General features: G+C 71.4%; 10 protein-coding genes. 7 read left to right on the plus strand and 3 right to left on the minus strand.

What is annotated here, in order from left to right; all coding sequences use genetic code 11:
• Positions 1-28: 28 nt before the first annotated feature.
• The 4 genes from ACFY2Q_RS06865 to ACFY2Q_RS06880 are packed head-to-tail and all read left to right on the plus strand — an operon-like array spanning position 29 to position 4842.
• The gene (locus ACFY2Q_RS06865) at positions 29-1183 is read left to right on the plus strand and encodes a glycosyltransferase (RefSeq protein WP_387128213.1); all 1155 of its coding nucleotides are present in this window, start codon (positions 29-31) and stop codon (positions 1181-1183) included.
• Complete coding sequence (locus ACFY2Q_RS06870; RefSeq protein ID WP_387128214.1) at positions 1180-2262, plus strand: glycosyltransferase; 1083 nt, start codon at positions 1180-1182, stop codon at positions 2260-2262. Before ACFY2Q_RS06865 ends, ACFY2Q_RS06870 begins: the two co-directional genes overlap by 4 nt.
• A gap of 22 nt (positions 2263-2284) precedes the next feature.
• A complete protein-coding gene (locus tag ACFY2Q_RS06875) occupies positions 2285-3349 on the plus strand; it encodes a glycosyltransferase family 4 protein (RefSeq protein WP_387128215.1) in 1065 nt (354 codons plus the stop codon).
• A complete protein-coding gene (locus ACFY2Q_RS06880) occupies positions 3346-4842 on the plus strand; it encodes a flippase (protein ID WP_387128216.1) in 1497 nt (498 codons plus the stop codon). The genes ACFY2Q_RS06875 and ACFY2Q_RS06880 overlap by 4 nt, the downstream gene beginning before the upstream one ends.
• A gap of 27 nt (positions 4843-4869) precedes the next feature.
• On the opposite strand, the gene ACFY2Q_RS06885 is transcribed toward ACFY2Q_RS06880, so the two are convergent.
• The gene (locus ACFY2Q_RS06885) at positions 4870-6576 is read right to left on the minus strand and encodes a hypothetical protein (protein ID WP_387128217.1); all 1707 of its coding nucleotides are present in this window, start codon (positions 6574-6576) and stop codon (positions 4870-4872) included.
• Between the two features lie 519 nt (positions 6577-7095).
• On the opposite strand from ACFY2Q_RS06885, the gene ACFY2Q_RS06890 reads away from it, so the two are divergent.
• Positions 7096-8871, plus strand: coding sequence for a hypothetical protein (locus tag ACFY2Q_RS06890; protein ID WP_387128218.1), 1776 nt, complete (start codon positions 7096-7098; stop codon positions 8869-8871).
• Positions 8864-10336 (plus strand): glycosyltransferase, encoded by a 1473-nt coding sequence (locus ACFY2Q_RS06895; RefSeq protein WP_387128219.1) that lies wholly within the window; start codon positions 8864-8866, stop codon positions 10334-10336. Before ACFY2Q_RS06890 ends, ACFY2Q_RS06895 begins: the two co-directional genes overlap by 8 nt.
• A gap of 31 nt (positions 10337-10367) precedes the next feature.
• Here ACFY2Q_RS06895 and ACFY2Q_RS06900 read toward each other — a convergent pair whose 3' ends face one another.
• Positions 10368-11669 (minus strand): sugar transferase, encoded by a 1302-nt coding sequence (locus ACFY2Q_RS06900; RefSeq protein ID WP_387128476.1) that lies wholly within the window; start codon positions 11667-11669, stop codon positions 10368-10370.
• 337 nt (positions 11670-12006) lie between these two features.
• Positions 12007-13098 (minus strand): LCP family protein, encoded by a 1092-nt coding sequence (locus ACFY2Q_RS06905; RefSeq protein ID WP_387128220.1) that lies wholly within the window; start codon positions 13096-13098, stop codon positions 12007-12009.
• A 139-nt stretch (positions 13099-13237) separates the two neighbouring features.
• Here ACFY2Q_RS06905 and ACFY2Q_RS06910 point away from each other — a divergent pair, with 139 nt between their 5' ends.
• Positions 13238-14071 (plus strand): class I SAM-dependent methyltransferase, encoded by an 834-nt coding sequence (locus tag ACFY2Q_RS06910; RefSeq protein WP_387128221.1) that lies wholly within the window; start codon positions 13238-13240, stop codon positions 14069-14071.

Here is a 14071-nt window from a genome sequence, read left to right on the forward strand (position 1 = left end):
GCTCCACCCGCAGCCGGGCGGTCGTGGCGTGACACGCGTGCTCGTCGTCACCGTCGAACCGCCCTGGCCGGCGCAGCACGGTGGCCGGATCCGCACCGCCCGGGTCGCCGAGGCGCTGGGGCGTGACGCCGACGTGCTTGTCACATTCCCCGAGCACGGCGATCGACAGCCGGATGCGCCGGTGGCGACCCGTGCGCTGCCCTGGTCGCCGCCGTCGGCCGTGCGAACCAGGGCATCGGGCCGACCCCACCTGGGCGGGCACTACATGGTGCCGGTCGCCGACTCCCTCACGGCGCTGTGCGGCGAATTCCGGCCCGACGTCGTGTACTGGTCGCACTCCTACCTGGCCGCCTGGGCGCCCCCGGCGGCACGACAGGTGCCGCAGGTCGTCGAGTTCGCCAACATCGAGAGCCGACGCCTCGCGACGTTGGTGACGTCGGCCCACGGGTGGCAGCGCATGGCCCGCCGCGCCGAGGCCGCCAAGGCAGCCTTCTGGGAACCCCGGGTGGCCGCCCGCGCAGCCCTCTGCGTCGCGCTCTCCGAGCCGGATCTGGCGGTGCTGCGCGGGTGGGCCAGCGACGTCGTCATCGCGCCGAACGGTGTGGACGTCTGGCCGTACGATCCGTCGCCGCCCGACGGTTACGTTCTCGCGCTGGCGTCCTACGACTACGAACCCAACGTACGGGCGCTGCGCGCGTTCGTGCGCGACACCTGGCCACTCGTACGCGCCGACGTTCCCTCGGCCCGCCTGCTGGTGGCGGGCCGCCGGAGCGAGCTCCTGGCACCGGAGTTCGCCGACGTCCCAGGGGTGACGGTCGGCGGCACGCTCGACGACGTTGCCGCCGCCTACGCGGGCGCCGCGCTTACCGTCGCTCCCGCCACCACAGGCGGAGGCGCGCAGCTCAAGCTGACCGAGTCGATGTCGAGGGGGCGCTGCGTCGTCATGAGCTCGTTCGCGGCGCGGGGCCTCCCGGCCGCCGTACGCGACGCCGGCGCCCACCGGGTGGCCGACGACCCGCGCTCCTTCGCCGCCGCGGTCGTCGACACCGTGCGGGATCCGTCGGCACGGCACGCACGGGAGTTGGCGGGCTGGCAGCGGTGCGCCGCGCTCGGCTGGCCCGAGGCGGTCCGCGAGTTGGTCGACGCCACGTCCGCACTCGCCGGCCGGACGGCGGCATCGTGATCCGCCGCGTCCACATGATCGAGTCAGGCGGTCGGGGTGGCGTCTTCAACCACGCCGTCGAGGTCGCCGCCGGCCTGCGGGATCTGGGCGTCGACGTGGTCGTGCATACCGCCGACGACTGCGACGCCGCACCGCCCACGGTGCGCCTCTGCCGCTGCGTCACCTGGCACCGTGCCTCGACCAACCGCCGCGTCCGCCAGGCCCGCACGTCGACGCGCTACCTCCTTCGTACGCTGCCGCACCTGCACCGGGTGATCGGCCCGCAGGATGTCGTGCACATCCAGGGCCTGTTCGCGCTCACGCCGGAACTGATCTCGATTGCCCGCCTGCGCCGCGCGACGGTCGTCGCCAGCCCGCACAACACATTCGTCAGGTCGAACGCTCCCGGTGGCGGTCGGGCACTCCAAAGCGCCCTGCGCGACGCCGACCGGGTGCTTGTCTACTCCGACGCCGACCGGCGCGACCTCCACGACCGGGGGGTGACGAACGTCGACCTGGTGCCCCTTGCCCAGTGGGCTCCACCCGCGCGACCGGAGCTTGTCGAACGGTGGCGCACCGCGCTGAGTCCGGCCGGCGCCCGGCTCGCCCTGCTGCCCGGTCAGGTGCGGGCGGACAAGAATCCCGAGCTGTTCGTCCGGGCGGTCGCGCAGTTGCCCGGCTGGCGGGGCGCAGTGGTCGGTGAGGACCTCGGGCCGGGGCAGCAGGTCGACAGCCTGATCGAGCAGACCGGGGCCCCCGTGACGACGGCGTACCGCTACCTGGGCGTGGACGAGTTCACCGCACTCGTCGCGGCCGCCGATGTCGTCGTCGCGCCGTACGCCGTCGCCAGCCAGTCCGGCGTTCTCGCCGTCGCGGCCCGGCTGGGCGTGCCGACCGCCGTGGCGCCCTGCGGTGGTCTGGGGGAACTCGCCACAGTCGTCGCCCGGGACACGAGCGTCGAGGCTGTCCGGGACGCCATCGCGCTGGCGGGCGAACGCGGTGCGACACCGCTCGACACGGCGGACGCGGCCGGCCAGTTCCTTGCCGCGTACACCACCGCCTGGCACGGCCGGACCGCCGGCCGGGCCGGCGTCCGCTGAGGGAAGGACCGCATTGGCCCCCATGACCGTCACGATGGTCTCCGTCTCGGACACCGCCGGTGGCGCCGAGGCGCACACCGTCGCGCTCGGCCGAGGGCTGCGGGACCGTGGCCACGACGTCGCCCTGTACGGCCGGTGCCCGGGGTGGGAGGAGCACGGCCTCAGCCGCAGCGACATCGGCCTCGGCCCGAAGTGGTCCCGCCGGACGATGGCGACCGGGCTGCTGAGGGTGCCCGTCGAGCGGCACCGGATCCAGGCCGTCACCGACTCGTCGGTCTACTACCTCCAGTTCAAACGGGAACAGATCGCGCTGACCGCCCCGCTGTCGCGCCGCGCGCCTGTCGTGTGGACCGAACACGGCCGGTGGATGGGCGGCCCGGTCGGCCGCCTGCTTCTCTCCGGCTACGCCCGCGCCGCAGAACACGTCTCGCGCGTGGTCTGCGTCAGCGAGGCGGTGGCCGACGACCTGGCAACCGTCATCGGCCGGGACAAGTTGGTCGTGGTGCCCAACGCGATCGACACCGACCGCTACGCCGCGCCACCGGCAGCCACCCGAGCGGCCCTACGCCAGGATTTGCTCCCGAGCCGCTTCCGTGACCGCCGGGTCGCCGTGCTCGCGGCGCGGCTGCACGCCGCGAAGCGGCACGACCGGGCCATCGCGGCGGCGCTGGCCAGCGGCAGCGCCCTTGTCGTTGTCGGTGACGGCCCGGACCGTGAGCGGCTGGAACGGCTCGCCGCCGGCACCGACGACGTGCACTTCACCGGCCACCGCGACGACGTGCCCGACCTGCTCGCGGCAAGCGACTTCTACATCTACTGCGGCGCGGAGACCGACGGCACGCCGACCTGCGTCCTGGAAGCCGCCGCCTGCGGACTGCCGATCGTGGCGTTCCACGACGACCCCGGCACCGAGTTGGTTCCGCACTGCGGCGGCCTCGTCGTCGACAGCCCGTCCGAGCTGACGGCCGGGGCGGTGTCGGCGGTGCTGGAACGGCGCGGCGTCGGCGTCGCCTACGTCGAGCAGCGGCACGGCAGGGAGAGCTGGCTCGACGCGTACGAACGCACCTTCGGGGAGTGCCTGCGATGACCTCACCGGGACCGACGGCGACCGAGCCCGCCGACCGGGGCACCGGCCCGGCGGACGCCGCGCCGGGCATCCCCGCCGACGCCACGCGATCGGTACGCGGGCTCAGCACCGCCACCGCCGTCTCCCTCGGCCTCCGCCTGCTGGGCATGGTCGTGGGCATGGCCACCACCTCCGTGCTCGCCCGCTATCTGAACCCCAGCGGGTACGGCGTGTTCGCCCTCGCGCTCACCCTCGGCACGGCGGCGGCGCAGGTCGCCGACATGGGCACCACGATCACCGTGAGTTCCCGGATCGCGCGCGAGCGGGTGGCGGCCGGCCGCATCCTGACGACCGGCCTGCTCATCCGTACGTCGGTGGCGCTGCTCGCGACAGTGGGCCTGCTCCTCGCCGCCGCCGGCGGGTTCTTCGGAGACTCCAGCGCTGTCGTCAGCGTGGTCGCCATCGCGACACCCCTGTCCGCCGCGTCCATCCTCACCGCGGGAGCCACCGCCCGGTTCCGCCCCGAGGTGTCAGCAGTGCTCGCCCTCGTGCAGGGCGTGCTCTGGCTGGTGGCGGTCGTCTTCATCGCTCGCACCGGCGGCGACGTCGTCCTGCTGGCCTGGTTCTTCGTCGCCGTCGTGGCGGTGCAGACAGGCATCGGCGTCGCGATCAACCGGAGGCTTGTGCCACTGGGCCGGCCATCCTGGGCCGAGGCGGGCCGCATCTTCGCGCTCAGTTGGCCGCTCGCCATCAGTTCGCTCGCGGTGATGGCCTACTACCGCCTGGGTTCGGTGATCCTGTTCCATCTCCAGGGCGCCGCCGAGGTGGGCTACTACTCGGCCGCCTACAAGTTCCTCGACGTCGCCCAACTCGGGCCGGCCATGCTTGTGGCCCCGCTGCTGCCGATCGTGGCGACGAGCCTGACCATGGACGCCCACCGCCGGAACCTCATCTTCAGCCTGGCGACCCGCACCGGCACCGTCATCGGCGTGGGTACGGCAGTGCTGCTGATCGCGCTGGCCCCCGCCCTCGTCGCCTACCTCTACGGTGACGACTTCGGCCCCGCGGTCACACCCCTGCTCCTGCTGGCGGTGGCCTTCGTCGGCGTCACCCTGGGGTACGTCGGCACGACTATCTGCTCCGCACTGGGCCTGGTGCGGCCGATCGCGGTGCTGACGGTCTCGGTGGCGGTGGTCAACCTCGGGGCGCAGTTCTGGGCCTGCGCCCGGTGGGGAGCCACGGGTGCGGCAGCCGTCGCGGCGGTGACGGAACTCGTCATCGGTGCCGCCACCTGCCTGCTCGCCGCCCGGGCCATGACCTCGCGCCTGCCCGTACGCGAGATGGCAAGCGTCCTCGCGATCGGCGCCACCGCCATTCTGGCGCTGTGGCTGGTCCGGCTTCCGTGGCAGATCGAGGGAGCGCTTGCCGCCAGCCTGTTCGCGGTGGCCGTGCTGGCCACGCGGGCGATCACAGTGGCGGACCTCAGGCGCGTGCTGTCCCGCAAGGCCCTCTGAGCGCACTGCCGGCCGGGCGTAAGCGCCTCAGTAGGTCGCGCCGGTCCGAAGGTGCTGCCAGGTCAGACCCGTGCACTCGACGGGTCCGATTCCGCAGGACAGTCGCGCGTTCGTGTTCGTCGCCCGGCTTCCGTCGGCCCGGACGAGCGCGCTCACGTCGACGGCCAAATCCAGCGCGTACGAGACGAGCGATCCTCCGGCGGACACCGCCGCCCCCCGGGAGGCGCTTGCCGAGCGCAGCCCGTCGCCACGGACCACCGCCGCCCCCGAGTGGCGTACCCGCGCCACGCCGCCGGTCGTGTCGTCGATTGTCACGTCCGACACCATGAGCTCGGTCCTGGTGTTGAGGTCGACAAGCCAGGCCGTCCCCACCGTCCGCGTCTGGCTGACGGCCAGTCGGGGCAGGACGTGCGTGGCCGCCGGGGCGGTGACCAGGGCGCCGCCCTGGCCGGCGACCCGCACGTCGGAGAGGTCCGCCCGCCGTACCGCCGCGTGCCTCGCCCACGCGGGCAACTCGACCAGGTAGCTGTCGCCGCTCGCGGCCAGGCTTACCGAACGGACGGTCAGGTCGTCCACCACTCCCGCGATCTGGGTGACGGCGGTGCCCGCGGACGTGCCCGCGACGGTGATCCCGTCGACAAGCAGGTGGCCGATCGTCACCGTCTGAGCCACGGCGAGCAGGGGCGCGGCATCGAGTTGCTCGACGTCGACGTCCTCCACGGTGAGAGCGTCGAGGACCGCCGGCCGGAGGGGCGTCACCCGCACCAACGGCTCGTTTCCGCGAGGCCCCCGAGCCCGCAACTCGCGAAGGTGCACGTGCCCCACGAAGGAGCCGTTGATGTGCACCATGCCGCCCCGGCCGGGCAGGGTGCCGGCGGAGACCTGGTCCACGACCAACTCGTCGACCCGGCCGCCTGTGGTGCGCCAGTCGGCGGTGTCGTCACCGATCCAGACGACGTTGTTGCCGGCGATACCCGTGACGCCCCGGACAGTGGTGCGCAACGCTGCGGTCTCCGGCGACCCACCGAGCACCTTGACCAGGGCCGCGAGGGAGGCCGCGTCGACGTTCTCGATGACGGTGTCGGTCACCGGCCCGAACACGTCGTCGTACGCCTGCCAGTCACGGGGGGTGATGGCGACGGTGTCGTCACCAGTCGAACCGCGGATCCCGGAGATCCGGGTCCGCGTCGCCGGCCCCTGAAGGTGTACGCCGTCGGAGTGCACCGCCAACCTGATCTCGGTGACGGAGGTGTCGACGACGTCGCCCAGGGAGATGGCGTACTTGTCGCTCGCGGTCCGCACCGTCAGTCCCTTGAGGTTCAGGCCGTCGACCCGTCGCCAGCGCAGGGTGTGCAGGTCGGGGCCGGTGCCACCGACCCCAGCCGCGCGTACCCAGGTGCCGCCGATGACTGTGATGTCCCGGTCCCGACCGCCCCCAGCGACAGCCGCGTTGGTGAGCAGGTTGCAGGCGCTGCCGGTCGCCAGGGTGACAGTGCAGCCCGACATGATCAACGTCGTGCCGCTGGACACCACGAGAGGGGCGCTTACCTGGTAGTGCGCGCCGGGGGAACCGCGTACGACGCCACCGGATCCGCGGCTCAGGGCGGCATTGAGCGCGCCTGTGTCGTCGCCCCCGGACGGGGGCGGCAGCAGCACGGTGCCCTCCCGGGGCGGGGCATCACCGGCGAGGACCATGCCGCTGGCGGCGGCGAGAAGGGTGCGGCGGGTGATCATTTGCGGCTCCGGGGGTGATCCCGGGCGACCATGCCGGGCGGCGGCCGCCGATTACGCGTACGCCAAGTCAACTGTCCGACCGAAAACGATAAGCATCCTACTGATGTCCGGGCAATTGCTCGACTGTCGATCCCGGACCGCAGTTGGTCGGGGTCGTCGGTGCGCGCTTCCGGAGCCACTAGTCATCGTCGTTGCTGATATCGTGTGCCGCGGCGGCCGTGGGGTCGTGATGCTCGACCCACCACATTGCACGGCGGCGCTGGTCACCGGGCTGCCTGGGCTGTGGTCGTCCCCCGATTGTCACGGCAGCCGATTTCAGCGTTGTTGTCAGCAGGGTTCTGTGTCAGCGAAGGCCGGCCGGAGCCCGAACTCGGGGCAAAGGCAGCGATGGGTTCCAGAGGAACTGCGACCGATTCCGGCACGGACGACGCGGACATCGGTCCAGTCGAGCAGGCCGCCGATCGAGGCGCCGACAGTGACACGCCTTCCGGGTCCTCGCTGACCCGCGTCCTCGACCGGGTGCTCGATCCTCACCCGCCCGCCGCCGCCGGCGCACGCCTGATCTGGTGGGCGTCCTGGGCGTTCGCCGCGTTGTCGGCGCTGTATGTCGCCTGGACGACGCCGTCACTCGTCGGCATTGCTATGGCCATCGCGCTGCCGTTGCTCGTGCGTCGGCTTCCCGTGACCGGGATCGTGCTCGTCGCGGTGCTCGCCCAGGAGATCAAACCGAATGGCCGTTTCGGTGAGCTGACCACGCTCGGCTACCAGGCCTTCATCAGCACCGGCAAGGCCCCGATCATCCTGCCCCTCGCGGTGACGGCGGTGCTCGCGGCCGCCGCACGGTGGTGGCCGCGGGAGCGCCCCCGCCTGCGCTCGGTCGGCCCCGCGCTGCTCGGCCCGGCCCTCGGCCTCGTCGTGCTGGCCATCGTCAGCGGCCTGATCCACGGGCAGTCGATCTTCTCCGCCGTCAACCAGAACGCGCGGCCCTTCGTCCTGCTGGTTCTGGGCCTCGTCATCGGCATGAGCCTGCGGTGGCTCCGGGACGACAAGCGATCGGTCCGGGTGGCGGTCTGGGCCGGGCTGATCGGCCTGCTGGTCGCGGCGGCCATCGCCATTCCGCTCGGTGAGACCGCCGACGACCGGCTCAGCGCGTACTTCATCTACTACGACTCGGCGCTGCCGGCGATCGCCGCGGCGGTGTTCATCGGCGTGCTCGGTGACAACGGGTGGCGCTGGGACTGGCGACACCTGACCCTGGCCGCCGCCACGCCACTGCTGATCCTGATCAGTTTCCGCCGCAGTGTGTGGGTAGCGGCCGCGGCCGCACTCATCGCCGTCGTCGTCCTCACCTGGCAGCGGTGGCGCCCGATGATCCGGCAGTTCGGGTTCGCGGTCCTGGTGGTGGCGGTGGTGGTGCTGGCAGCGCCGGGCTTCGCCGCGGATCTCGGCCTGCGCAGCGTGGGCAGCTTCGACCTTGCCGGCCAACCGACCGCGAACGGCCAACCGACCGCGAACGGCCAGCCGACCGTGACCGGCCAACCCAGCCCGAGCGGCCAGCCGAGCGCGGCGGGGACGCCGAGCCCGATGGCCGCCTCGGGCGGCACTGCCAGGCCGAGCGCGAGCAACGGACCGAACGGCGTGCAGGGCGGCCCCGGCGGAACCGCCAAGCCCACCGCGACCGGCAAGCCCACCGCGACCGCCAAGCCCACCGCGACCGCCAAGCCCACCGCGACGGGTAAGCCGAGCGTGACCCCGCGCCCGGCCGGTGGTGCGGCGAGTGCCAGCCCGAATCGGTCCACAAGCGCGTCCGTGGCACCCAGCCGGCCGGTGCAGACCCCGCCGGCGCAGGAGAGCGCGATGCACCAGGCGGCGTCCACGAGCGGGCACCTCACGGACCTCCGCCTCGGGTGGGAGTACGTACGCGCCAACTTCTGGACCGGCATCGGTCCGCTCGCCCCCCAACTCGCCGGGTTGGCCGCGAACAACTCCGAGCGGATCTACGTCCACAACGAACTGTTGCAGGACTGGCTGCGGTACGGCCCACTGGCGCCGCTGCTCGTCGTCCTCTTCCTCGCCGCCGCCGCACTGGCCGCGCTGAAGGCCATCCGCGACCCGGAAAGCGACGGGATCGTTCGGTCCGCGGCCGCGTTCTGCCTGATCGCGCCGCTGTGTCTGATGACCGCGCCGTTCCTGTCCGAGACGAGCCGATGGCCGCTGCTGCTGGGAATCGCGGCAGGAATCGTGGTCCCGTTCTTCCTCGGTCGAGGCCAGCACGAGAGGCAGCCGAATGAGTGACAGGTCGTCACGGGCGCTGCGACTCGCCCTGTGGGCCCAGCGTCAGGCACACGTCGTGCCGGCGCCGCTGCGCCGGCTGGGCGGGCGGACCCTCCGACGGCTCGCGAACCCGGGTGAGGGGACGTCGGGTCCCAGCGAGGACTGGTCGGTGCCACTCGTACCCGGCAGGGGTGCGGGTGACCTGGAGGCACTGCGGCCGATGGTGGCCGACATGCCTCCGTCGACCCCGCCCGCTGCGGCCGAGAACACCGGGTCCCGGCCGGTGCGCTGCGCCATCGCCACGGGGGTGCTCGATGTCGGCGGGGCCGAGGAGGTCGCCGCGTTCCTCGCCCGGCGACTCCCGGCCCATCGCTTCGAGACCGCTGTCATCCACACCGGTACGCGCCTGCCCGGCCAGGAGGGTGCCGGTGGCCGGCTGGCCCGCGCCCTCGCCGACGAGGGGATCTCGACGCACCTGGTGACACCGGACGACGCCGGTGCCTGGCTGCGGTCCTGGCGGCCCGATGTGATCAGCGGGCACAACGCCGACGACTGGCTGCTCGACGCGGCGACCGAGGCCGGCGTCCCGTGGGTGGAGACGCTTCACGACATGCACCGCTTCTACCACCCGGATTCCTGGGTGCCGGAGGGTCGGCGGGCGCGAGGGATCGCCGCGCAGGTCGCGGTGAGTGACCTCGTCCGGCAGCAGTATCTCGTCCGCAACCCCGGCTATCCCGGCGATCGGCTGATCACCGTGCCGAACGGCGTCGACGCGTCGCGCGTCAGGCGTGTGGACCGCGCGAGTGCCCGCGCCGCGCTGGGGCTTACCGACGAGTTCCTCTTCGTCTCGCTCGCGCGCTACTGCCTGCAGAAGAACACGTTCGGCCTGGTGACGGCCTTTGCCGACGTGGCCGCCGCGCACCCGGACGCCCACCTGCTGGTGGCGGGTCGGGCCAACGACGACATGCTCTACTACGAGCAGACCCGGCAGGCGGCCGCGTCGCTGCCAAGCGCCGACCGCATCCACCTTCGGGGCCACTGCGCCAACCCGCTCGCCCTGCTGGCGGCGGCGGACGCGTTCGTCCTCGACTCCTTCTTCGAAGGGTGGTCGTTGGCGTCGATGGAGGCGCTGGCGGCCGGCGTGCCGGTGGTGCTCACCGACGTCGGTGGTGCCCGCGAGCAGTTGGCGAACGGCAGGCGCGGTCACCTGGTCGGCAACCCGGCCGGCGACGCCGAGTTGGTCGACTGGCAGGTCATCAACGACCTTCGGTACCGCCCTCAGGGCAACCGTTCCGACCTGGTCGCGGCGATGTCGTCGATGGTCCGCGAACGCGCGGCGTGGGCGGCCAGCCGCGAGCGCCTGCGCGCGGAGGCGATCGGGCTGTTCTCCCCGGACGAGTCACTGGCCGGGCACGCGCGGGTGCTACGTGCCGTGGCGCTCGGAGACCCGCTGCCCGCCGACGGCCGGCGCGGCACCGACGGCTGACGCCACGGACCTCCCACCCGGGCGGTGGTGGTCAGCGACCACCTCCGCGCACCACCTCCGCGATGGTCCGCAACACGACCTTGATGTCGAGCCAGAGCGACCAGTTCTCGATGTAGTAGTTGTCGAACCTCGCCCGGTCCGAGATCGGGGTGTCGCCGCGCAGGCCACTTACCTGAGCGAGACCGGTGAGCCCGACGGGAACCCGGTGCCGCATCGCGTAGGTGGGGAACTCGACCGAGAACTTCTCCACGAAGTGCGGGCGTTCCGGACGAGGGCCGACCACACTCATCTCGCCGCGCAGGATGTTCCAGAGTTGCGGCAGCTCGTCGAGCGACGTCCGGCGCATGAAACGGCCGACTGGGCCGACCCGCTGGTCGTGCGCGATGGACCAGTTCGTCTGCGACTCACGCTCGTCGGCAGGCATCGAACGAAACTTGATGACCTTGAATGGCTTGCCGTGCCGGCCGATCCGTTCCTGGTAGAAGAAGATGCCCCGCCCGCCGTCCAGGAACGTCGCCAGGGCGCAGAGCAGAAGCACCGGGCTCAGGACGATCAACGCCGCCGCGGCGAAGACCACGTCCGAGGCCCGCTTGACGGCCCATCGCGGGCCGGAGAGCCTTGTGTCACCGATCTTGACGATCGGGATCGCTCCGATGTGGTCGGGGTATCCGCCGAGTGACCGGGAACCCCACAGGCGCGGCACCGCCCACAGGTCCGTACGCGAATTGACGGCCTGCAGCAGGATCTCCATCAGGGCGGACTCGGAACAAGCCGGGTCGGCGATGATCAGGACGTCGCATTCCAGCATGTCAGTGAGCTTTTCGAGGTCGTCGAGAGTGCCGATCAACGGAACCCCTCCGACACCCTCGTCGCGTGTGACGTCGACGCAGCCGACGAAGCGCAGGCCGTACTGGGGGTAGCGGCGCAACAGTCGCGCGAGTTCCAGGCCTACCGGGCCGCTGCCGATGATGATGGCGTTGTGCTCCACCCACCGGCGCTTGCGGGCGGCAATGGTGAGCGCCCTGCTGAACGCCCGGCCGACGATCACCAGGCCGGCGGAGAGCGCGACACCGCGCATAAACCCGCCCACGTAGTGCACCGATTCGTGGCGCTCCGCCGCGATGATGGCGACCACCGCTGCGGACGCCAGCAACCGCCCGCAGATGCTTGGCAGTTCGTCCAGGATGCCGACGTGCCGGCGGGCACGGTAGAGCCCTCCGCTCGCGAAGATGGCCACCGTGAGCACCGCGTTGGCGAGCGTCCCACGCCAGTAGTTCTGGCTGATCAACAGCGGCACGAGCAGCCCGACGACGTCGATGGGTGCCGTGAGCATCCAGGCGCGGAGTTGACGCGTACGCTTCGAGGCCCGCGAGCCGGCGTACGGCAGAACGGTTGTCGTGTCCATGCCGGCGCGGACTGCCGTCGGCGTCCTCCTCGGCTCGGGGATCGCCGCGGCTGTCATCTCGTCGCCGTCCGCGTCGTGCTGTGCCATCGCCGACGGCGCTGCCGCGCCGACCTCCGTCCGTTTCGTACGCGGATAACCCATGACTGGTTGGCCTGACACAGCGATCCTCCCCGTGAACCCTCCGGCGCAATTGACAACCAGGGGGCGATCGCAGGTTACGGCCGCGTCAGTTGCACCACCAGAGCCGGCACGGCAATCCTGTCTCCTACTTTGCGGCCGACGCAATGTCGGCGACCGAATCGCGACGGACCGCGTCGAATACGCGCTGTGCCTTGCCCTTGTCCACGAGCACGACGCTTTCCGTGCCGACTCGACCGGTCCCCTTGGTGGGGCAGGTGTAGAACCCGAGGTTGCCGCCCCGGAGATGACGAAGCTCCATCGCCAGGTCCACCAGGGACAGTGAGCGGTCGACCGCCACCGAATTGGCGGTGGCCTTTACGAACGAGTTCAGCTTGGCGGGATTGCTGAGCGTGCCGCCGGACGCCGCCTTGTCTAGAATGGCCTTGATGACCTGCTGCTGGTGCTTGATGCGGGTGAAGTCGCCGTTGGCGAAGGCGTAACGCTCGCGGGCGTAGTCCAGAGCGGCGGCCCCGTCCATCGTCTGCCGCCCCTTGGTGAACTCGCGGCGACCATCGGGGTTGAGCGAGTGGGTCGAGGTGAAGCTCTGCTCGACGTCGATCTCCACCCCGCCCAGCGCGTCGACGATCTCCTTGAAGCCCGCGAAGTCGACAATCGCGACGTGGTCAATGCGGACGTTCGTGAACTCCTCCACCGTCTGGACCATCAGGGGGATGCCGCCCCACGCGTACGCGGCGTTGATTTTGGCGTCGGTGCCGCCGCGGCCCTCCTTCGACCGGGGCACGTGCACCCAGCTGTCGCGGGGGATGGAGATCAGCTGAGCGCTCGCCCGGTCCTTCGGGAGGTGGGCCAGGATGATGGTGTCCGACCGGGAGCCCGAGGTGTTCTCGGTGTCGCGAGAGTCGCTGCCCAGGATCATGATGTTCATGGCGCCGGCCGCCACCGGCTGCGGGCGCGTGTCCTCGGGAACGCCGTCGAAGGCGTCGACCCGTTCGATGTCGGACGTGATGGAGCGGACGTACAGGCCACTCGCGACAGCGCCGCCGCCAGCGAGCACCGCCAGGACCACGAAGGTGATCAGGGCGATCCGCTTCCACCTGCGGCGGGGCCGAGGCGACCGGGAAGGGCCCTGCTCGCCGCCGCCTGATTGCCCACGGCCGACGGCCGGCTCCGGGTTCGTCGAGAGGTTGAGTTCTGCGGTCTGGTCTGCGCGCGGCATATCGGCGATGCTACTGATTCAGCTTTCGCCCCGCGTACCCTCGTCCAGCCAGGAGCGCCCACCATTGGTGCGATGATCGTAGAAATCTATCGATGACATTCCCCGCCATCGTTCGCCTGGACCTGGTATGAACGCAGCCGTGGACGCAACGAAGCTCCGACGGGCCATCGCCCGCACGCCCCTGGCCCCGGTCGCCGCGTTTCCCAAGCGGCTCGTCCGGGTCGCCCGCCATGACGCCAAGGTGCTGCGCGTCTCGGCCCGGTGGCTGGTCACCTCCCGTGAACACCACAACTACACGTACGAGTTGACCAAGCTCAGCCGCAACCACCTGGCGTGGTTCGTCAGCGTGGTCTGTGACCGACCGGTCAGTCAGGTCCGGGGGTGGCTCGACGAGATCGAGTCCGACCAGGCGCTGCGCCAACACATCGAGCGGGCCACCGCGGGCGCCGCCCGGCGCGGGCTCGCCGACCGGCACGTCCGCTACGCCCGCCGGATCGGCTGGTACGCGATCGTCCGCGCCACCCGTCCCACGCACATCGTCGAGACAGGCGTCGACAAGGGACTCGGCACCTGCGTGCTGGCCGCCGCCCTGCTGCGCAACGCGCAGGAGGGCCACCCGGGTCGGGTCACCTCGCTGGACATCAACCCCGAGGCCGGCTACCTGGCCCGCAGCGAACCCTGGTCCGAGGTCGTCGACCTGGTCATCGGCGACTCGATCGCGTCGATCGGCGCGCTGGACCGCCCTGTCGACCTGTTCCTGCACGACAGCGACCACAGCCGCGCCCACGAGAAGCGCGAGTTCGACGCGATCGAACCGAAACTCGCCCCCGGCGCGATCCTGCTCACCGACAACGTCACAAGCACCAACGTGCTCGCCGAGCACGCCGAACGCAGCGGGCGACGGTTCCTCGCCTACCGGGAGAGCCCCGCCAACCACTGGTACCCCGGCGACGGAATCGGCGTGGCATGGTAG

The sequence above is a fragment of the Micromonospora sp. NPDC000316 genome, assembly GCF_042898885.1.
In the GTDB taxonomy this organism is placed as follows: Bacteria; Actinomycetota; Actinomycetes; order Mycobacteriales; family Micromonosporaceae; genus Micromonospora.